The organism is Vibrio sp. 03-59-1 (assembly GCF_013114135.1).
GTDB classification, from domain to species: domain Bacteria; phylum Pseudomonadota; class Gammaproteobacteria; order Enterobacterales; family Vibrionaceae; genus Vibrio; species Vibrio cortegadensis.
Window position 1 is genome coordinate 1 of sequence record NZ_VTYA01000006.1, and the last position, 23386, is coordinate 23386.

5 protein-coding genes are annotated in these 23386 nt (G+C 45.1%); 4 read left to right on the forward strand and 1 reads right to left on the reverse strand.

Annotated elements, in window-relative coordinates; all coding sequences use genetic code 11:
* The 4 genes from F0249_RS07490 to F0249_RS07505 form a co-directional block, all read left to right on the forward strand.
* On the forward strand, positions 1-5520 hold a 5520-nt coding region (locus tag F0249_RS07490), incomplete at its 5' end, for a VCBS domain-containing protein (RefSeq protein WP_171756264.1).
* A gap of 490 nt (positions 5521-6010) precedes the next feature.
* Entirely contained in the window at positions 6011-7657 is a 1647-nt protein-coding gene (locus F0249_RS07495; protein ID WP_171756265.1) for an ABC transporter transmembrane domain-containing protein, read from the forward strand.
* A complete protein-coding gene (locus tag F0249_RS07500; protein ID WP_171756266.1) occupies positions 7654-9840 on the forward strand; it encodes a peptidase domain-containing ABC transporter in 2187 nt (728 codons plus the stop codon). Before F0249_RS07495 ends, F0249_RS07500 begins: the two co-directional genes overlap by 4 nt.
* On the forward strand, positions 9833-11146 hold the full coding sequence (locus F0249_RS07505) for an HlyD family type I secretion periplasmic adaptor subunit (RefSeq protein WP_171756267.1): 1314 nt from the start codon (positions 9833-9835) through the stop codon (positions 11144-11146). The genes F0249_RS07500 and F0249_RS07505 overlap by 8 nt, the downstream gene beginning before the upstream one ends.
* Before the next feature lie 165 nt (positions 11147-11311).
* Here F0249_RS07505 and F0249_RS07510 read toward each other — a convergent pair whose 3' ends face one another.
* Entirely contained in the window at positions 11312-23050 is an 11739-nt protein-coding gene (locus F0249_RS07510; RefSeq protein WP_171756268.1) for a VCBS domain-containing protein, read from the reverse strand.
* Between the last annotated feature and the right edge of the window lie 336 nt (positions 23051-23386).

Here is a 23386-nt window from a genome sequence, read left to right on the forward strand (position 1 = left end):
GAGCTGAACAACCGCCACCCAGACGTGCAAGCTCTCGATGCCGATAGCGATCCTGTGATCCGTACCCTGACAGTGACGTCGGCGGACGGCACCCCTCATGACGTGGTCGTGACCATCGCGGGCTCAGACGACCAAGCGGTCATCACACCAGAGCAACCGGGTGATGATAAAGGCGCGGTGCAAGAAGACGTTACGCTGACCACGAGTGGCAACTTAACCGTGTCTGATCCTGATGAAGGCGAAGCGGTCTTCCAACCACAAACCAACGTTCAAGATGGTAACTGGGGCACCTTCTCGATTGATGAGACTGGTAAATGGACGTATGAGCTGAACAACCGCCACCCAGACGTGCAAGCGTTAGACGCCGATAGCGATCCGGTGATCCGTACTCTGACAGTGACGTCGGTGGACGGCACCCCTCATGACGTGGTGGTGACCATCGCGGGCTCTGACGACCAAGCGATCATCACACCAGAGCAACCGGGTGACGATGCGGGTGCAGTAAGAGAAGACGTCACGCTGACCACGGGTGGCAACTTAACCGTGTCTGATCCTGATGCCGGCGAAGCGGTCTTCCACCCACAAACCAACGTTCAAGACGGCCACTGGGGCACGTTCTCGATTGATGCCGAGGGCAACTGGACGTATGAGCTGAACAATCGCCACCCAGACGTGCAAGCGTTAGACGCCGATAGCGATCCGGTGATCCGTACCCTGACAGTCACATCGGTGGACGGCACCCCTCATGACGTGGTGGTGACTATTACTGGTAACAACGATGCTCCGGAATTTATTAGTGGAACGAATGATAGCCACGGCCTAGATGAAGACGGTAAAGCTGATACCGATAGTTACCAGTTTAGTATCAATGAGAATGCTGTTGCTGGGGTAATTGGGCAGGTCGAGGCATTTGATGTTGATAAAGGGAGTAGCGTAACTTATCAGTTAACTAACCACACCGGCCTGTTTGAAATCAACAGCCTCACAGGTGAAATCAGCGTTAAAAGCGGCGTAGTCTTTGATCATGAAACGTTGGATAGCTACCAATTATTGGTAGAAGTTGAAGATCAGTCTGGTGCGAAGGATACGGCCAACGTCAATGTCGTGATAAATGACATTAACGAAGCTCCAATCGCTGAAGATGACAAGGGTATTGAGAAAGAGACGAAGGTTTTAGATCACACGAACTGGGACGAGAGCACCGATATTAGTGTGGATTACTACATCGTTGATACCAACACTGGTAACAAAGTTGGTGACGCTAACAAGGCGGATTACACCGGTGATGGTGGTACGCATAAGTTTGGGGTTAGCTCTTCTTTAGATGGCGGTACGGATCAGGTAAAAGATGGCCAAATTGGATTCGATGATGCCACTTCACACAGTGAGGCTATGCGTTTCACTTTCGCTGATGGTCAAGTCGCAGATCATGCTGAAGTTCAAGTTAATAATCTTTGGAGCTCTTGGGAGCCAGGAGTTGAGCGCGGTGTTTGGAAGGCTTACTATAAAGGTGAGGTTGTCGCTTCGGGTGTATTTGAAGGTACTGGCAATGGTAAGCAAGTTGTTAGTATTGATGCGGACGGTCGATATTTCGATAGTATTGAAATGTCAGCTGTGGGTTACAAAGATGGTGTGGTTGATCCTAAAGGGTCGGAGTACTTTGTAACGCAAGTTTCCGCCGATTTGACGAACTTTGATGACGACTATCAAACAACAGGAGCTGGTATTCTAGAGTTGGATGTGTTGGCGAATGATAGCGATCCAGACGGTGACGAACTAACCATTATCGATTACCCACAAACAGAATATTTAAATTTAGTAGATGGCAAATTGGTTTTTGATGCAGCTAAGTATCTTGAGTCGTTGCCAGAAGATCAGCGTACGATCAAAACAGGGGAGATAAAGGAATACTCATTTAAATACGTCATTGAAGATGCGGATGGTCTAACTGATGAAGCAGAAGTGACAGTTCATGTGGTAGGTGAACCTATCTCATTGGATGATTCGCATATCATGCTTGATGAGTCTGCCGTTGGTTCGGATGCTGGCGTACATGCAGAAGGTGATTTAGTTGCAGACCTTGGTTTAGCATCCGATGCAGAGTTCCGATTTGATTCTGAACAGAATCTGCAGAACGTTACCAGTGAAGGCAAGCCTGTCGTGTTTGAAGTGAGTGACGATCGCGGGACTTTGACAGGATATGTTAGCTCAGGTGATGATAAGGTCAAAGTGATTGAAGCTAGTATTGATGGTAAAACTGGGCATTATACCGTCGAACAATATGAACCAGTAGATCACCCGGAACAAGGTGCTGATACGTTAGATATCCCTGTCAACATTCAAGTGGATGCAGGTGGTCGAGTTGAAAATGCGACAATGCACCTTGGCGTCGTTGATTCTTTACCTTCAGTTAATTCAGGGCACCATGAAATCATGGACGTTGACCCACAAAACAACAGTGTCGTCATTGCGTTAGATGCGTCAGGTTCAATGTGGTCAGATATGGTTAAAAACGAACAAGGTGTTGAAGTTACCCGCTGGGACCTTGCACGTAGTGCAATTAAAACCATGTTTGAAAAATATGATGATCTTGGTGATGTTCGATTTAAGATTGCGACACACTCAGGATACCCTGAGGGTAAAACGTCTGAATGGTTGGAGTCTGTGGAGGATATTGATACTTATCTGGATTCAATTGGTCGCGGCGGTTGGACGCCATACAGCCAAGCGATCGATCAGGTAAACGAAGCATTAACCGAACTTAGCCATGAAACGGGCGATACTAGCAGTCATCAGCTTTACTTTATTTCAGATGGTGCACCAAGCGATTTCAATTCATGGACAAATACTTCGGACCCTGCATATAGTGGGTTACGCGATAGCTTAATGAAGTGGTCTACAGCAGACGATTTTGAAAGTGAGCAGCGTTACGAGTACTTAGTTAATGGTTGGGATCAACCGACAGAAGCTGAGCAAAATATCATTCTTGAAAATGCGATGGAGCACAGTATCGGTTCGAGTGGTGCATCTTTAGAGAACATTTGGTCAATTGGTATTGGTGCTGGTGCGGATATGAAATATCTAGAACCAGTGGCAACCGATAAAGGCTCAGCACTAGTGGTGACCGATGATTCTCAAATAGAGGGGCTCCTGAATAAAACAGTATCAGGTCAGCTTCAAAGTAACCTTTTAGATGATATTAGTGGCGACAGCCAATGGGTCGATCAAATAGAGGTGGATGGTGAAACCTACCAGTATAATAAAGTGGAAGGTACTGTTAGTAAGAGTGATGGAACGGTTATTTCTTCGCACTCGTTGGCAGAGATTGACACCGAGCACGGCACGTTAACCATTAACTTTGAGAATGGTCGCTATGATTATAAAGCGACGAATGTTGCTGGCCATCAACAAGAAAGATTTGATGTAACCGTTATCGACGCGGATGGCGATACTGCCACTGGTGAAGTGACTATCGATATTCGAGATCGCGCTCCTGAGTTTATTAGCAATACTGATGCAGATCAGACTCATGGAACCGATGTCAGCGGTATGCCAACAGCGGATAATGCAACTTTTAACGTTGCAGAGCTGGAATCCGGATTGTTGGTGGGTAAAGTTGGAGCTTTCGATCCTGATGGCGTAGATACTATTAAATACGAGCTAAGTGGCGGTGATGCCAATTTATTCAGCGTAGATTCAAATAGCGGTGAGATTTGGCTTAAAGACGGGGTTAAGTTAGACCACTCTGTTCAGAATAGTTATCAGTTGGAAGTCACGGCGACGGACGGTACGGATAAAGACACAACTCAGGTCACTCTAAACGTAACTGAAAACCATGCGCCAACGTCATCGCCAGTACACAGCTTTGCTGAAATGGAAGACTTGCCGATTAACAAAGTGACGGTTGTGTTTGATGAGTCTAACAGTATGACTCTCACCTTTGATGGGCAAAACACCGTTGGTAGTGAAGCAACCGCAGAAAAGAGTGAATCAAGAGCTTATAAAGCAGCAGATGCTCTGCACTCTATGGTTGTAAATATGATAGAGGATGGTGGTCAATCTAATACTTTCATTCGTTTGGTTCGTTTTGATGGCGATACGTCTACACAGAGCTGGTTGACTTTAGATCAAGTAGAGGAAATGAGTCGTCCGCCTTTGCAGAATGGACGCGATTCTAATGATCCTAAATATCTGAGTGAAGTTGCCTCTTACGTGAGTCGATGGTGTGATATTGATCACGGGACGAACACTGACTATAGCAAGGCACTAGAAGCTGTCATGGGCTCTAATGAAATAGGGACTCGCTTCCCTTGGCAAGATGGCTTAGATGAAAACGGCAATTTTGATTGGGATCTGTACTTGAAAGAACAGCCAATCGAAAGCAAAGAGACCATATTCTTTATCTCTGACGGCGCACCAAATCCTAAAGAAGGTGAAGTAGCAGCTCCGGATTTGAATGAACGATGGGAAGACTACAAGCAAACACATGATGCCAAAGTATATGGTATTGGTATTGCAACGTCAGATAGTGAAAATGCAGCACAAGCGCTAGAAGAGCTGAGCGACAAAGTTGTATTTATCGACTCTGGCGAAGAGTTAGGTCAGTTCCTGAACCATTTTTCACCTGAACCAATTGCTGGTGAGTTGCTTTCAGGAAGCCAAGATGCGGATGGCGACATCATGACAGTATCTTTGGTTGATGGGGATTTTACTCTTTTAAGTGCTGATACGCATGGTGTCGCTGTCGACCAAGAACTGGTTTCTTCGACGTATCAAGTTGATGGGAGTTTGCATGTCGAAACGGCATTTGGTTTGTTGCAAGTTGAGTCAAATGGGAGCTACAGTTTTACACAAAGTGATAGCTTTACCTTAGAAGGTAATCAACAAGTTGATCTTAACTTTCTCTTTAAAGTGTCAGATGGAAGAGGCGGGTTGAGTGACAACGTTTTTACCTTAACGCTAAGCGAGTCTGGCGCTGATATTGCTTCAACTGAACGTCACGCTATCATAGGGAATGAGTTATCTAACCTACTTGATGGTAGTGAAACTATTGATATCATGTTGGGACAAGAAGGGGCAGACACCTTAAGTGGCGCTGCAGGCGACGACATCTTAGTTGGTGGCCTAGGCAACGATATACTTATAGGCGGTTTGGGGAATGATATCCTAACAGGAGGTGAGGGGAGCGATACGTTTACTTTCACCAACGAGTCTTTAAGTTCTGAGCTATCTATGGATGTGATCAAAGACTTCAATCTAGCTGAAGATAAGTTAGATTTGAGTGATATCATTTCGCCAGCAGATGATATGGTTGGTATGGATGCCTTACTGGAACATGTTAGCGCTAGTTTTGATGGTGAACAGGATATCCTTAATCTAACCATTACTAACGAGACAGGTCAGTTTACATCGGTAGCGTTGGAAGGCTTCGATATGTCTGGCCTAGAATTGGGCGCATCAGCGAGCTCTCATGAAATTGTTGACCAGTTGTTCCAGCATCATGTGTTTACAACGGTCTAATAATTTAGCCTTGGCAAGATAATCATTAATGTTAAGCGGCATCTGGACTATTCAGATGCCGTTTATTTTGGTTAATCTATAGGTTACAGTGACATTAGGAACTTCGTGTCCCGCGAATGCGGCAATATCCCTTTAGTGACGAATTTTTAAATATCAAAATACGAATATTATCGTGTTGCTTCGTATCGTAAGGATAAAAATGAGGTAAAACTTGACCTGGAGATGGTAGGTTCTCTGACGAAGAAATGTTATCGATCAATCGTTTGTAAATGATGTCAGGTCTTACCGGTACTATAGACTCTCAATAGGCCATTAAAAACAATTTCAAAGTGTCCGTTTTCTTATTTTTGCCGTATTTAGGGTACTCTTGTTTTGCCAAATCTAAACTAGATGGTGAAGATCCCAAAAAACACGTTAAATCAGTTTGTTATCTTGCAATACCAAGCATGGTGTACCAATCTTATTTCATAAGCATGGATAAGGATTATGTATGCCCGCAAGTTCAATGAAAAACAAAGGGGTGGTAGGAAAAGTCTTACTGCCTTCTTTACTCATCAATATTCTCTCTCTCGCCGTTCCATTAACGGTTTTACAAATTTACGATCGTATTTTACCTAACCAAAGTTACGGTACCGCCACTCTGCTATTGGCTGGTGCGACATTGGCCGTCGCGATGGAAGCATTGATTCGATTCGTGCGTACTTGGCTTTTGTCTGCAGCCGCCAGTAATACCGAGAAAGCGACCTACCAAACCTTAGTTGAAAGAGTGACTAATGCTTCATCGGGTCATATTCGCCATCTAGGTGTTGGGGGCGTGGAAGAGGGGTTGAGCTCCGTATCAAAAGTCAAAGACTGGTATTCTGGTGGGGTAATAGCTGGCTTTATCGATCTTCCTTTTGCACTGATCTTTCTTGGTTTGGTGGCTTACATTGGCGGTGAGCTAGTGGCGATACCTTTGGCGGTTTGGCTGGTTACTCTCGGAATTGTTTGGTTATCTTCTATTCGCGTTAAAAGTCTAAGTGAAGAAGCTTCCCAAGATGAGCAGGAACGAAAAGCGTTCTTGATTTTGCTGAGTCAAACCATTCAGGGAATCAAACGTCAGGCCGTTGAGTCTCGAATCTTCAATCAGTTTAAATCCCTAAATAACGTTCGCTCTCAGTCGAAAGCGAGAGAAGAGGAACAGAATGCTTTCGCACAAGAGTGTATTCAGCTTGCAGCGTTAGCGACGTCAGTCTTACTCGTGATTACGGGTAGCTTGTGGGTATTGGATGGCCAGTTAACCACTGGTGGGTTGGCGGCATGTTCTATCTTATCGGGCAGAGCTGTCGCGCCGCTGAGCGCTCTGATTGGGGTTCGAATCAAGCTCAATTCAATACACAGTGCCAATCAGGCAATAGAAAAGCTGAGTGACTTGTCACTATCTGAGTCTTTAGATTCTGAGCAATCTGAGCCCCATTTATCTGACTTTGAGACTTTGGAAATCAAACAAGCGACCGTTGAAAGATATGGCGAACTCGCTCATGCGGATCTGATACTAAATAAAGGTGAGTTGGTTTTGTTAGAGAGTGAAGACCGCCACACCAACAGTCATTTATTGTCGTCGATTGCAGGTATTGATGATCTGAAATCGGGTGAGTGCTTCATTAATGGAACTGCTGTTTCAATCGCATCCGTAACCAACATTTCTGCCTACTGTGGCGTGAAAGGGCAGTTGGTGTCGGGGACTATTCTCGATAACTTATGTGGCTTTGATCCCGAGAGAACACAAAGCGCCAATGACTATGCTAAACGCTTGGGATTAACCAAAGAAATTACTCGGTTGCCCGATGGACTAGAGACACAAATTGGCCACACGAGCGCGTCTTTATTGAGTATGGGTAACGTGAAAATGCTCAATATCGCGACCCAGCTGGCCAGCGACAAGCCCGTAATCATGTTAGATAGACCGGACTCTTCACTCGATTTAGATGCCCTTGGGAATCTAGCTAAGGTGTTGGAAGAAGAAGTGGCGGCAGGACGCACGTTATTGATGGTGAGTTACCATTCGAAACTTCGCGAATTAGCTAATCGAATTATTACAGTGGAAAGCCGAACCATTACGGTCGAAAGTGAGATCAATCAGGAGGCCGTCGTATGAATCGTTTAGATGCTAGTGACCGTTCAGATACGAGTGATCGACAAGAGGTACTGAACCATTTAGAAACCGAAAGCCTTTCTGTTCTTAAGCAGTTGGAAGTTAACGCTAATATTCAGTTGTTCGCACATCAATGGGTCGATGAGAATGGCATTGAATCAATCGACGACATGTTCGCCATGTTCGATAGGCTTGCATTACCCTATCGCTTGGTTGCTAATCTCGATGAGGTAGGTGAACACAAATTAGTCTTATTGGTGCTTGGTGAACATGAGTTGATCTCAGGCCATTTAGAATCGAAGCAATTTGTTGCCTTTAGCGCGAATGAAGCCATTACCGATGTTCCGCAGTTTTGTATTGTCATAGATGGTCCACCATTAGAGAAGGCCTCTCCTGATTGGGTTGGTGAACGGTTACATGCGTTTCGTCCCATCATTCCTAAATTGCTGTTGGTCAGCTTTATCACCAACTTGTTTGCGCTTGCTGTTCCATTCATCACGATGTCTATCTATGACCATGTGATTGGTGGTGACGCGGGGCATGAGTTGCAAGGTATTGCTATTGGCGCGGCTTTGTTGTTTGTGATGATGGGTTGGTTAAGAACATTGCGCAGCCGAGTGTTTGCTTCGGTGGCAAATCGAGCCAGTCGCGAGATCTCTCAATCTCTTGTTCAGCGTCTGCTTAGAAATAGTTATGCTCAAAATCAACAAACAGCGTCGTCTAGTCAACAAAACCAAGTGATGTTGTCTGAGCGCATTTCAGGCGTGTTGTCTGGGCGTTTAGGAAATGCGCTGTTTGATCTGCCATTCATTCTTATCTTTGTACTTGCGATTGGTGTGTTAGGTGGATGGTTGGTGCTGGTTCCTATTGTTTCTTTAATTCTTTATTACTTGCTAGCAAAACGCTCGATACGCTCTAGCAGCAAACGCTCAATACAATCAACGGTGGCAGGAACTAATCGTCAGAACATGACCAATGAGCTGTCATCTAAACTCGCCTTTATTCGCAGTGCTGGATTATCAGAGCACTGGATTCAACGCTTCCAAAAGGCCAACCTTCTTGCGTCTACAGTGACGTTCAATCAATCGGTTCTCCAGAGTCGATACACCTCAATTTATTACTTCATTGGTGTGGGTTCGACGTTAGCGGTTATGGGGTTAGGAATAGGGCTTATTTTTGAACAAGTGATGACGCCTGGTGGTTTGATTGCTTCAATGATGTTGATATCTAAAGTGACAGGCCCTGCTCAGGTATTGGCGAACAGCGCGATGCGTTTTAATAGCTTTAATCAATCCAAGTTGCAGGTGAACCGTATTCTGTCTCAACCGTCTGAGCGCGAATTTAGCTACCAACATCATCCGCTGCCAACGTTAGCACCTAACTTGAAGTTGGAGCAGGTGACACTACGTTATCCGAAGCAAAGTCGCCCTGCATTGAGTGGTGTGAGTTTTGATATTGAAGCTGGCGAAATTGTTGCAATTACGGGGCCTTCGGGAAGCGGAAAATCAACGTTGATCGAAGTGCTGTCTGGTCTACAGCCAATACAAAACGGGATGGTTGAGCTTGAAGGGGTTAACCTCGTTCAATACGATCCACAGCTCTATCGCCATTGGTGCTTTATTCGGGCGGCTTATCCTGATTTGCTCACGTTGAGTATTCGTGAATGGCTCAACGACGGACATCAAGTTGAAGATCAGAAAATGATGTCTTCGATTGAACTTGTGGGGGGCAAGCGTTGGTTCGCCACGTTGCCTGATGGGTTGGATACTTCAATCAGCAGTATTCAACCGGATAGCCTTTTTGACATGTTGTCTGGCAGTGTTGCGCAGATCCTCATTGACGCGAAAGCGTTGGTTTATGACTACCCAATGTTCTTAATGGATAACCCCGTGCCTGATGCGCATCCAAATGCTAAGCGTGTATTTGGCGAGTTTTTGGCTTCGAAAAAAGGAAATGCAACGGTGATCTATACCTCTCACGATCCGGATTTAATCAAGCTTGCCGATAAAGTGGTGGTATTAAATGAAGGTGCTGTGGTTTATGCCGGTCCATTAGAGCCGGAGCAGTCTTTGAAGCAGGAACAGCCTTCAGAGCCTCAAGCTTCTCAAGAACAAGATCCGTCTGCTGAACAAAATGCAGCCCATCAAGAACAATCAAAGTCTAAGCAAGGAGTCGCTAATGGCTAAACAACCTATCGAGAAGGGCAAGCGCTACGGTGAACTTGTTGAATCACAACATACGGCTCGTACATTGGCATTGGCGACATGGTCAGTTGCTTTATGTGTCATTGCTTTTGCCACTTGGTCTGTAGTCACCCAAGTTGATGAAATTGCCAAAGCTAAAGGAGCTGTTATTCCTGAAGGAGAAAAACAAGTTCTGCAAAGCGATATCGGTGGCAAACTAAAACGACTTCTAGTGAAAGAAGGGCAACTTGTTGAAAAAGGTCAGCCGTTGGTGGAATTTGATGCCACCTTTCAGCAAACCGCATTGGAAGAATTAAGGTCTCAACAAGTCACCTTGCTGGCGAGTATAGAACGTATGAATGCTTTGCTTGATAATCGTGAACCAAACTTTGGAGAGTTTGAAATCGATTTCCCAGAGATAGTGAGCCAGCAAAAAGCACAGCTTAATGCTCAAAAGGGTCTCTATTATCAGAAACGTATTGTTCTTGAAAAAGACAACGAACAGATTGCAGAACAGCTCCGTAGTTTGGAAAAATCGTTGCCGAGTTATGAGAAAGAACTTTCTGCGACAAAACAAGAATTGAATATCCTAGAGAAGGGTTACAAGTCTGGCAATATTTCACGATTAAGAGTGTTGGAAATGCGTCAAAAGTTGGCAAGCATTGAACAGAAGATCGAAGAGGCACGTGGTAAAAAAGCGGTGTTGATTAAACAAGCTGATGGGGTCGAACAAAAAATTGGGCAACTACTCGCAGAAGCTAAAGTGAAAGTCAGTGACGACCGTTCTAAAGCGGTATCTGATTTATCCGCACTTAATGCGAGAGTTCGTTCAAGCCAAGCTAAAGTAACCAATACGACGTTAGTCTCGCCATTACAAGGGTTAGTCCAAAGTCTTCCAAGCACCAAGAATGGTGGGGTAATTCAACCGGGCGGTACCGTGGTTGAAATTGTTCCTGTGGGTGGGAAAGCTGACTTTAAGGCTCGATTATCCCCAAGAGATATTGGTTTTGTGAGTGTAGGGCAGCCGACTCGAATCAAGATTGATGCGTTTGACTACAGTCGTTTTGGCGCATTGAAAGGTATGGTTGAGAGTATCTCTCCAACCACAAGTCAAAGTGAGCGCGGTGAAATCTATTACGAAGTAGTCGTTTCGGTGGATGTTCCTTATTTCCGTGATAATCCAGAGAGTTTTTCTATCTTGCCAGGTATGACGGGCGAGGTGGATATTACAACCGGTGAGAAGTCCGTTTTCCAATACCTGTGGAAGCCAATTTACACAAACGTGAGTGTCGCGTTTGGTGAAAGGTAATCGCTATAGAGAGTCGCAGAATAGTAAACACATAAGAAAATAGAAAGCAAAAGGGAGCACATCATGTGCTCCCTTTTTGGTTTTCATTTTCTTTGTTTTGTGTGTTCTTTAGAAGAGATTACGGGAGCAGACAAGACTCCCGATTTTACTTACTTGATGTTGATGTTATGGATTAGGGTCTATGTCTGGCAGCCCGTCTAGGTCGTTGTGACGGTGATGCTCATCATCTTGGTTGTGGTTGACGTTCGTATCATGGTGTTCAAACGCATCCGACATATCCAAGTGCGCTTGGTCATGTGTTGCTGCATCTTGTTGGTCGACTTGTGCTAGTACGATGTCCATGTCCGCAGGTTGATCGTGATCTTCTGTAGATGTCGTATCTGGTTTTATGCCCAATGCATCTAAATAAGCGGCCGCACCATGGTGGCTGGTTTTCTGGTCTGGTGCTTGGTGAGCGTGCTGAGTCAAATCTAGATAACTGTCATCACTTTGCGTAACGGTAAAGTCTGCTTGCGAAGACATGTCAGGCTCGTCATGCAACACCTGAGGAGGAGGCGGTGGAGCAGGGTGTGAGGTATGGGTAATAGGGGTTATTGTCATATCAACCACCTCGGTACCTATATTCAGTTTACCGCTATGTCCCGGCCCGTGGCTGAGTATTTGAACGTTCACATGGGCAACCACTTCATCTTGATTTGTACCTTGTAATGCAACTTCGAACTTGTCTTCATGTTGGCCAATACCAGAAGCGCTGCCATGTGGCCCTGTGTGTACATTTGCCTGTTCTTGATAATGTAAATCACCAGTCTGAGGGTCAATGGTTAATGTTCCATATTGACCGTGATGACTTGTTACATAACTCCCATCTGGAAGATGAATCCGCCAACCATGTTGTGCAGTTGGCACTGGCGTTAAAGATGGGAGTAGTGGCGGTGTACCCAGTGAACCGGACACGTGATGACTTCCTGGTGGCGCTTTGACTATGATCGGATCAGGTATGGCACTGGCAGCAAAGCCTTGGCTACCCGCGGTATTACCGTGTTCGTCAGTCATGGTCACTTGCACTTGAGCTCCCGGTCGAACTTCAATTTGAACTCCGTTAGCGAGAGTATTTGCATCGAGCACATGGTCTTGTCCATTAACGACAAGATGCTCGCCAATTTTAGCATCACCCGGAGGCGTAATGGTTGCTGTGATCGTGTTTGCATCACCACGAGCAATTTCAGCTTTACTGTATAAGTTGTCTGCGCCTGCGCTTTCAAATGTAACCGTAGGGAGACTTACCTGAGTGTCAACTTGGTAAACCACATCGGTGGTAGCGTGCGCGTTATTACCTGCGCTATCTGTAACGGCTATTGAGGCTTCAATTTTCTGGTCAGCATCTGCAATTAATTCACTACCAGGAACAGCAATTGAATAGTGCCCATGTGAATCGACAGCGCCAGTATGTTTTATGCCATTTACATTTAAAGTGACAACATCTCCAGTATTAAAATCACCAGAAACGGAACCGGTGATATCAACGGATGAATAGGACTCTTGATCGTTAATCACGTTATCAACAGTGACAGGGTCTGTATGAATGCCAATGTGTATTTGTGTATCAACGGTGAACACTTGCGAACCAGTGGTAGCACTTCCTGTATTTCCTACCGCATCGGTCGTTTGTATTGTGGCTTCAATAGAGTGTATGGGTGCCGCCTGCCCACTTGCATAGCTAGTATGGATATTGGCACGTTCCAATACGTTACCTGCAACAGGAATTGAGAAATGCCCAGCCGCATCAACGGTGCCCCTGAGAGACGGAATATTCGCTCCGTTTATCTTCAAGCTTACAGTATCACCTGTGTGATAATCACCCGTCACCGTGCCTGTTATCGGAATACTTTGCCCCGACTCAAGGGCATTAAGTACGTTATCTTGCGTAACTGAATCAACAGCGATATGTGGAATTGGATTTTGTGTATCGACTAACAAATGAGTCGAAATACGAGGGGTTGAATTGCCAGCTGCATCCACGGCTCCCACTTGTATTGGGTAATTGTGGTCAGCCGCCAAAATACTTTGGTGAGCAGATGCACTTAGGGTCAATGACCATGAACCATCTGATTTTACGGTTGCGTCATAAAAATGATTATTGCCGACGATAACATACACAACATCACCAGGATCGACATTCGAAGTTGTTCCCGTAATCACTAGTGGTTGGTTATTCTCAGCCGCATTTAATGCATTATCTTGCGATATCGGATTCACGGTCACTGTGCCGGGGGTTGTATCTAAGGTAAAACTAAAGTGAGTCGCTGGAGATAAGTTACCAGCGATATCAGTTTGTCTTACCTGTAGGTTGTTTACACCTTCTACTGGGTTAAATACAGCAGTCCAACTGTGTCCACCGTCATTTGAGTATTCTACTTTCGCGCCCGCTTCCGTTTGAATTGAAAGCTGAGAGTCTTGAGTGATAAAGTCAGGTGTACTGATTGAATGTCTCCCAGTGTCGTGGGTCAATGACACTGTTGGTGCTGCAATTGAATTATCAAGGGTGAAATTCAATGACGTGTTGGCTGACACATTCCCCGCTGTATCTGTCTGCCTCACACTAACGGTGTTTGAACCTGGTTGTGGCGTAAAACTTGAAGTCCATGTTTGCCCATTGTCCGTTGAAAACTCAACGGTTGCGCCTGCATCTTGCCCACCAATTGTTAGTGCACCATCGTTGGTAATTAAGTCAGAAGCGCTACTGCCGGTGTCATGAGTTAACTCGATAGTCAGCGGAACAATAGTGGTATCAACATGTACTGAAAGTAGTGGCGACGTTGCAGGCAATACTGATGAAGGAGCCAGTGCTGTAGCGGATAGATTATGAGCGCCATCTGTTAAGTTGTTAACTACGGCACTGTATTGACCCGATGCGTCAGATACAGCATGTCCAATCGGTGTTAAACCATCGTAAACAGTCACTTGCGAGTAAGGAATGTCAGTGTGACCCGTTATTGTTGGCGTATTGTTGTTTGTAAGGTTGTCAGTATCCGATTTTCCGCTATCACTTGAAGCTGCCAAATCTACAGTGACCGCATTACTTGGTGGCGTGTTACTGCTAGTTGGAAGGCTTGGTTGCGCCGTCGTAACGATGGGGTTTTGTGGTACTGTTGTGGTGATAGTTGGTTGTTGCCCTGTAATCAGATTGACTTGTCCATTGGTATCAAAGGTTAGGAATCTTGATGATTCGCCACCATGATTATCCGCAACTTTAACTTCAAACACATCAGCACCATGGTAGGTATGTGTGGCTGAGTTATAGCTCATGCCTGAAACAGAAGAATTTGGAGTGTAAACATAAGCGCCAGAGGTTGGATCAACCGAAAGGTCACCAAACTGTCCGGTAGGGCTAACCACTGAGAAAGAATGCGTGTCTTTTACATCGACATCCGTTTCAGTCAATGTACCTGTTGTTGGCGTAGTTTGCGTGACAGAAAGTATTGGGTCATCGTTGGTGCCGTGGATACTCACTGTAACGATTTGTTTATCGCCACCTTGTGTGATCACTTCGTATTGCACTGTCTCGACCTGATCCTTAGCAAGGTGCTGGACGTTGGTATTAGGAACGGAATAACTCCAATCTCCAGCTTTTCCTATGGTGAAAGATCCTCCAAATGGGTCATGGAGAGCATGCACATTATGGCTTTCATGGAAATGATTTTCCCCAGCATCGGGATCGGTGACATCAAGAACTCCAACTGTATAAATAGTATGTTGAGCATCACCTTGTACATGGTTATCTTCGGTGACAGTTCCTGACTTGTCTCCTGTGATTACACCTGCGTCATTAACCGCTGCCAATGTTGTGCTAGCACTTGTGTGCGTAATGCCACCATGTGCATCTTTAACGTCATAAGTGAAATTTACCTGTCCGTTGTAGTTAGCTTCAGGGGTAAAGGTGAAAGTGCCATTGACATTGGCTAAAATGGATCCGTGGTCGGTTTGCAAATTGGCTATTGAAAGCTGGCCGGCATCGTTGTCATCAACATCCGTGGCATTTGCAAGCAGTTGAGCTGAAGTAAGAATGATCTTTGTATCTTCTATTCCAGCAGGTAAAGATACTGCGGAGGAGATGACGGGATTATCATTGGTACCATGAACTGTGACAGTAATATCTCGGTGCGCACTACCATCAATAGATTCTACGGTGAATGTTTTCTGGTAGCTTTCACCAGCCCCTAAGTGTTGTAACTTGCTGTTATCTATATTGTACGCCCAACTTCCTAAGGCGTTTATATGAAAACGCCCTCCTTCTGAAGTCGTGATATCTTGAGCGATAAAACCAGCTTGATCATGATCGGGGTCGATAACATGTAAATAACCAGTGCTACTTATTAGGTTATGGGTAGTTCCGGGAGTAAAGTGGTCTTCAGTTACATGGTTATCAACACTTGAATAACGACCGACTTCGATTCTTGCTTGGCTGTCTTCACCAATGACTTTCACCATGATAGTTACTGTTTGCCCATCAGTAGTTTTAACAGTATAAGGGAATTCCATTGATTCCCCTTGGTGTAAGCTACTGACCAAGTCATCAGCATGGCGATTGAGAGCTGTCTCTAAATGGAATGAGTATGACCCATCAGGCCATATATCAAGTTCACCAGGGGGAAACCCTTGTCCTATATAAACACCGCCAAATTGAAATTGAGTATTGTCGCCAGTATCAGGGTCGATTAGCTGTAGCTTACCTTGATAGCGAGTAAACTCACTCTGTAATGCCTCTGTTTCACTCATTTGTATGACATTCGAGACTAGTACCGCTTTGTCATCTGTCCCTTCAATTGTAAGGACGGCGGTTTGCTGAGTTTGGCCAGCATGACCATCACTCACAAGGTAAGACGCCACTATGTTCAATGGCTGACCAGCATTGAGGTAGTTAAATGCAGGGTCGGTTGCATCGACCAGTAAAGTATGACCATCTTTAGCGATTGATAGTCCAGATGGAAGCAATTGAGAGCTTTTGCCGCCATCTACTGAAAAAGATAGCTGTTCTATATTTAAAGCGTCTCCTTCCTTATCTGTCGCGCCTGCTAGCAGATCTAGGTGGCGCGGTGATGTCGCTCCTTCAATAACACTGTCAGTTAAAGGTTGCACATCGGGATTATCGTTTACAGCGACTAACGTGGTTGCCGCACCCGTATGCGTCACACCGCCATGAGCATCTTTAACGTCATAAGTGAATTGAACTTTACCGTTGTAATTTGAATTTGGAGTGAAGGTAAATGTACCATCATTGTTATCGCGAATTGAGCCATGATCAGCGTGTAGATTTGCAATAGAGAGATTGCCTGCGTCATTATGATCTACGTCTATGGTATTAGCTAATAATTCGGTAGAAGTAATGGTCTGAGCTAAATCTTCTTTCCCTGAGTGCAGCTGCACTTCTGAAGAGCAATATGGGCGGTCATTATCGCCATGAATAGTGATAACGATATCGTGACCTGTACCATCTTTGGAAAACACTTTAATGGTATCGGTAAGGCGTTCATTTTCGCCGAGTTTATCTATAATTGATCCGATACCTGACGCTTGTTGGCCGACTTCGATGGTGTAGTGCCAAGTGCCGTCTTTAAGTAGCATGAGATGGCCATACTGTCCGTGATAACTGTATCCAGGGCCTTTGCTATCAAAGGTGCTTTCTCCACTATCACCGTCTGTAATATTGAGTTTTCCATCAATATATAAAAGATCATTGGTTATTTCACCCATTCCCGGTTGTGCATGATCTGGAGATCGGTTTGGCCTGCTACTTTCGTGAATATCTCCCGTATCTAACCCTGATATAATGGCCTTGTCATCAACAGCAGCCAGTGATGTGCTAGCGCCTGTATGGGTAATACCACCATGGGCGTCTTTGACATCATAGGTAAAATGCACGTCACCGTTGTAGTTTTTCTCTGGGGTAAACTCAAAACTGCCATCAGGATTTGTGGCAATAGAACCATGGTTGGCATGCAGATTCTCGATGGTGAGTTTACCTAAATCATTAGCATCAACATCTACGGTATTAGCTAATAATTCAGTGGAAGTAATGGTCTGAGCTAAGTCTTCTTTACCTGAGTTTAACTGCACTTCTGAAGAGCAATAAGGTTTATCGTTATCACCATGAATGGTAATCACTATGTCGTGAGTTGTGCCGTCTTTAGATTGAATGGTTACTGTATCGGTGAGCGTTTGCCCTTCGCCGAGTTTATCTATGGCAGTGCCGATTGTTGTTTTACGATTATTAACCCAATCAACACTGCCTACGGTGACATCGTAATGCCAAGTGCCATCAGTATTTAATAGTAAATGCCCATATTGCCCGTGATAGGAGTTATTCCAAGCTCCACCTTTAGGATCAAACTGAGATTCACCAGTATCCGGGTCAACAATATCCAACTTACCATCAGCGGTTAATGCACCTTGCCCTATTTTTGCCATGCCAGTTTGAGCATAATCTGGAGAACGGTCTCCAAAAGTGCCATAGCCTTCATCCACATCGCCGGTTGATTGGCCTGTGATTATTGCAGCATCAGCGACGGCGGCTAAATCAAGATTTGCCCCTGTATGCGTTACGCCACCGTGCGCATCTTTTACATCGTAATTAAAATGGACGGGGCCGTTATAATCTTTAGCGGGGGTAAAGGTAAACGTACCATCGGTATTAATTGCAATAGAACCGTGATCAACTTGCAGGTTACCAATAGCTAACTGACCGGCATCATTGGTATCAACATCGACTGTATTTTGCAGTAATTGATTTAGCGTTAAAGTCTGAGCAATATCTTCTTTGCCTGAATTTAGCTGGACTTCAGATGAGCAATACGGGGCATCATTATCACCATGAATGGTCACCACAATATCATGCGCAGTACCGTCTTTTGAGTAGACGGTGATGGTATCCGTTAACGAGTCACCATCTCCTAGTTTATCAATGGTTGTACCGACATTGGTAGTTGATGTGCCAGTGGTAAACCCATTATGGCCGATATCAACCATATAGTGCCAAGTGCCGTCTTCATGCAGATTAATACGGCCATATTGGCCACTGTAGCTATAACCACCGCCATGATCGTCAAACTTACTTTCACCCAAATCAGGATCGGTGATGTCTAATTTCCCATCGGCATACAGCGCTTCGGAAGTTAATTGGCTTTTGCCATAATCCGGTGACATATCAAAGTAGTGCCCATGCCCTTCATCGACTGCACCTGTATCTTGGCCGGTGATGATTGCGCTGTCGGCTACCGCATTAAGCGCAACATTTGCACCAGTATGGGTAACGCCTCCATGCGCATCAGTTACGTCATAAGTAAAATGTACTTGCCCGTTGTAATCTTTATCTGGCGTGAAAGTAAATGTCCCATCATTGTTATCGAGAATTGAACCATGATCAGCGTGTAGATTTGCGATGGAGAGCTTTCCTGCATCATTAGCATCCACATCTACAGTATTGGCCAAAAGTTCAGTAGAAGTAATGGTCTGAACTAAATCCTCTTTACCCGAGTTTAATTGAACTTCGGATGAGCAATAAGGACGATCGTTGCTGCCATGGATGGTAATAACGATATCATGAGAGGTTCCATCTTTAGTGAATACGGTAACCGTATCGGTGAGAGTTTGATTCTCCCCCAGTTGGTCAATCGTTGTGCCACGGGTGCTGGTTAGCCCTCCTGTACTACGAATTTGACCTGTATCAGCATGATATGACCAACTACCATCTTTGTTTAGAAGGAGGTCGCCGTATTGACCGGAATAAGTAAACCCAATGCCGTGCGTGTCAAATTCCGCTTCGCCTGTATCGACATCGGTAATATTGAGCTTGCCAGTGGTATGTATGGTACTTCGGCCAAGGAATGCCATGCCAGGTTGAGCATAATCTGGGGACATGTGTTGCCCTGCATTGCCTTCAGTAACATCTCCTGTGTCGGTCCCCGTTATCACTGCGGCATCGTTAGTGCCAACAATGGTGACCGAAACTTGCTTTGATGCAGTTCCGTCGATGGACGTTATGGTGTGGGTTTCCACCAGTTTCTCTCCAGCAGCGAGTGCTTGTACCTTCGAATTATTTGGATCGACCTGATAGTCCCAACTCGTTCCATGAACTGTAAACACTCCGCCAATGGCTGTGTGCGCTGTTTCTGATTTCAGCAGTTCTTCACTATGAGTCGTACTGCCTTGGTTATCGACGTCAGTAACATCAACATTTCCATAAGCTCGTAATGCGCCGCTGGTATCAATGTCGCTGATTTTGTCTTCGAAAACAGTGGTGTGAGAGCGACTAGGTTGCAATGTGATACTTGCACTGTCGTTGTCTCCAATGATCTCTATAGAAATGGTTTGGCTTGTGCCATCAATAGCTTTCACGGTAAAGACTTCTGTTACGTGTTCACCTTGTGCTAATTCATCAATCGTTTTCCCTTCACTTGGTGCCAATTGATAGTGCCAGTGACCGTTTGCATCTAGGGATATTGAGCCGTAATGGCCCATTTGACTATGAATAGGTTGGAAGAGGTTCGATTGTCCACTATCTACATCTTGTGAAGTTAAGGCTCCGGATAATGAGTGGGCGTTCTGTCGAGTGGTGACATCATGTTTATCGGCGTCAAATAAAGCATTTTCATGGATGGATTTTACCGTGTCACCGGAGATGACGGCAGCATCATTAGTACCATTCACCGTAATGATCACTTGATGTGGCGTTCCATCAGCAGAATGAACGGTAATGGTATCAGTAGCTGTTGCTCCTTTACCTAAAGCTTGAACGGTAGGGTTTGTATTGTCTAGGTCGTAAGTCCAAGAGCCCGAGTCAGTTAAATGTAGGGTGCCCAATGAACCTACAATATCTGTGTTGGAGAAATGGGCTTCGCCAGTATCGACATCAGTTACGGTTAGCGTTCCAGAGGTTTGCAATTTTGACTCTTCGGTCACTGCGCCTGAGTTTGTGCCACCAATAATAGCGACATCATTAGTACCATTCACCGTAATGGTCACTTGATGAGGCGTACCATCGACAGAATGAACGGTAATGGTATCAGTAGCTGTTACTCCTTTACCTAACGCTTGAACGGTAGGGTTTGTATTATCAAGGGTGAAGGTCCACAAGCCAGCTTCAGTGATAGAGAAGTGCCCATACTGTGTGGGCGTATCCATTTGTGCGGTGAAGTGATCTTGCTGTGCATCCTGATCGGCGACATACAGTTGATCAGACACCGTTGATTGACCATCTTCAGTGACAACACCGGTGGTGAATCCCGTAATGTGTGCTTGATCATCATGCCCTTTAACCGTGACCACTACCTCTTGCTGTGTACCGTCGGAGGTGTGCACCATGAAATGCTCGGTCACGGTGTCTGCACTGGTCAGCTTTTGCGAGGTAAGCAGGTAATCCCATGATCCATCGGGTGATAAATTAAAGGTGCCGTATTGCCCCTGAGCACTTTGTTGTGCAACAAAGTGGGTGTGGTCCTGTGCATCCACATCATGGGCAACGAGTTTACCATTGGCCTGTACATATTGGTCTTCAGTGACGGTGCCGGTAGACGTTCCGGTTATCGTCGACTGGTCATCGGTGCCATTAATGGTCACGGTCACTTGTTTTTGTGTGCCGTCTGCTGATGTAACGGTGATGACTTCGGTTGTTTGTTGTCCCGCTGAAAGTGCTTGTACTTTTGGATTGGTATTATCTAGGTCGTAAGTCCAAGAGCCCGATTCAGTTAGATGTAGGGTGCCTAAGTTACCCGCAATATCCGTATTTGAGAAATGCGCTTCGCCTGTGTCGACATCCGTAACGGTCAGAGTTCCCGAGACTTTTAATTGAGATTCTTCAGTCACCGTGCCTGAGTTTGTGCCACCAATAATAGCGGCATCATTAGTGCCATTTACTGTGATAGTCACTTGATGCGGCGTGCCATCAGCAGAATGAACGGTGATGGTATCAGTAGCTGTCGAGCCTTTACCTAATGCTTGAACGGTCGGGTTAGTGTTATCAAGATCGTACGTCCAAGAACCAGTATCGGTCAGATGAAGCGTACCAAACGAGCCTGCAATATCGGTACTTCCTGTGGATGAAGTAGCGAAGTGCGCTTCACCAGTATCCACATCCGTAACAGTCAGTATGCCCGAGGTCTGAAGTTGGGACTCTTCGGTTACCACGCCGGCACTGGTTCCGCTTATCACGGCTTTATCATTGGTGCCGTTAACGGTAATTGCAATTTGATGAGGAGTGCCGTCGGCGGAGTGGATGGTTATGATGTCTGTTGTCGCAGAGCCTTGACCAAGAGCCTGAACTTGTGGATTTTTATTATCTAGATCGTAGGTCCAATCGCCATTGTCTTTAAGGTGTAAAGTACCCAGTGTCCCCTTGAGGTCGGAATTAGAAAAATGCGCCTCTTTTGAGTCGATATCGGTGATGTTGAGTTGGCCTGAAACCGTTAGGTCTTTATCTTCAGTAACTTGGCTTGAGCCATTACTTGTCCCGATAGCGAAAAACGAACTTGGTGAATTTGCTGTACTACTCGTGATTACTGCATGGTCGTTAGTGCCATTGATCGTAACCATAACTTGATGCGCTGTACCATCAGCTGAGTGAACAGTGACGATGTCTGTCGCAGTTGAACCTTGGCCAAGTCTTTGAACTACTGGGTTATTGTTGTCTAAACTGTATGTCCACGCACCGTCTTTGGTGATGCTTAGCGTACCGAAATTGCTAGTTACTTGTGATGCCTGAAAATGATCTTCTCCAAGATCTGAATCTGTTACCGAAAGCTGCCCTTGAACTTGTGTCGTTAAATCTTCAGTTAACGTGCCAGCATCCACACCTGTGATAACGGCGTTGTCGTCGTTCCCGCCAATCGTCATATCGATCGTTTGTGGTGTACCATCTTTGGTGTGAATAGTGAAGCTTTCGTGCAATGAAGTGGCTGCGGTTAACGCTTGAACATTAGAGAGTGAGTTATCAACTTGATATTGCCAATGCCCATCAGCATCGATAGTTAATGAACCATATTTACCTGAGATAACTTCCGGCGTAACCGAACTTTCACTTTGGTCAGGGTCTATGACATCAATTTTGCCGTTCGCATGTAACAAGCCTTGTGAATCAATATTATGATCTTCTGTCACGACGCCTGTTAAGTCTCCAGAAATACTTGGCGTGTCTTGCTTACCTGTTACCGGTATCTGAACAATGATGCTCGAGCCATTAGATAGATGTAACGCAAAGTGGTCAGTACCTGGTTGCTGCTGATTTAAAAGGATGTATTGAGGAGAATTTGGATTCAATACAAATGTGTATTGACCATTTGCATCAACATGAAGCTCTCCGTACGTACCTTTTATGACTTCGGGTATGAAGGTTACGGGTAAAGCGGGCGTCGTAGGTGCATTCGAATGAGTCGGCTGGCCGTTACTTCCTGAGGAGATAGTCGGCATCGAGACCGAAGGAATGTAATGGACTTGCGGGTGAGAAAGCGTCGATAAATGATGAGAAGGAACCAAGTGAGAACTCGAACCATGGGGGGCATGACTTGCACTCAAGGTCGAATTTACGTCACTTTCACTCGTTTGAGCCTCTTGATGAGTAACCGCTGAGGAGTCCTCTTGTGTATGGTCATCGGTGACATCTTTTTCGGTCACGTTATTTGCGGTTACTTGATCTGCAGCGTCGCTGGAATTGTCTATACTCTCTGCAGCAGCGTGTTTAGCCAATGATGGTAAAATCATCATGAGTGACTGAAAAAGTGGGATATTAACTTTTAGGTGTGAATGCAGTCTAAGCTTCTTTTTTTGTGCCGTTTTCTTTTGTTCTAACTCGTTATTTTTCTTATTTTTGGTTTCTGTATCTTTTTTGTTTGTTTCGACGTTTTTTTTGTTAGCCATTTTTCTCATCCGTGAGTCTTGGTTGCACTCTTTTAAGTAAAATACATAGAACGATGTTTTGCTAGCTAATTTTATAATTTATAAAGAAAAATTCAGGAAATCTGTTAGTGAACCCACATTATGCACATAGTTGGTTACTAAGGCTTGGAAAGTAAACGGTGAACGAAACTGACATACCGATTTAATCAAATGCCACTATTCTCATTGTAACTCTAAAAAATAAGCCTTAACGTAGATGAATAATGCACACAGAACATTCTCTATTCATGTCCATATTGCCACGGTCATTATTTTGCTCGTTGTTATGGTTTCTGGCGTTCAAATTTGGCTAGGAAA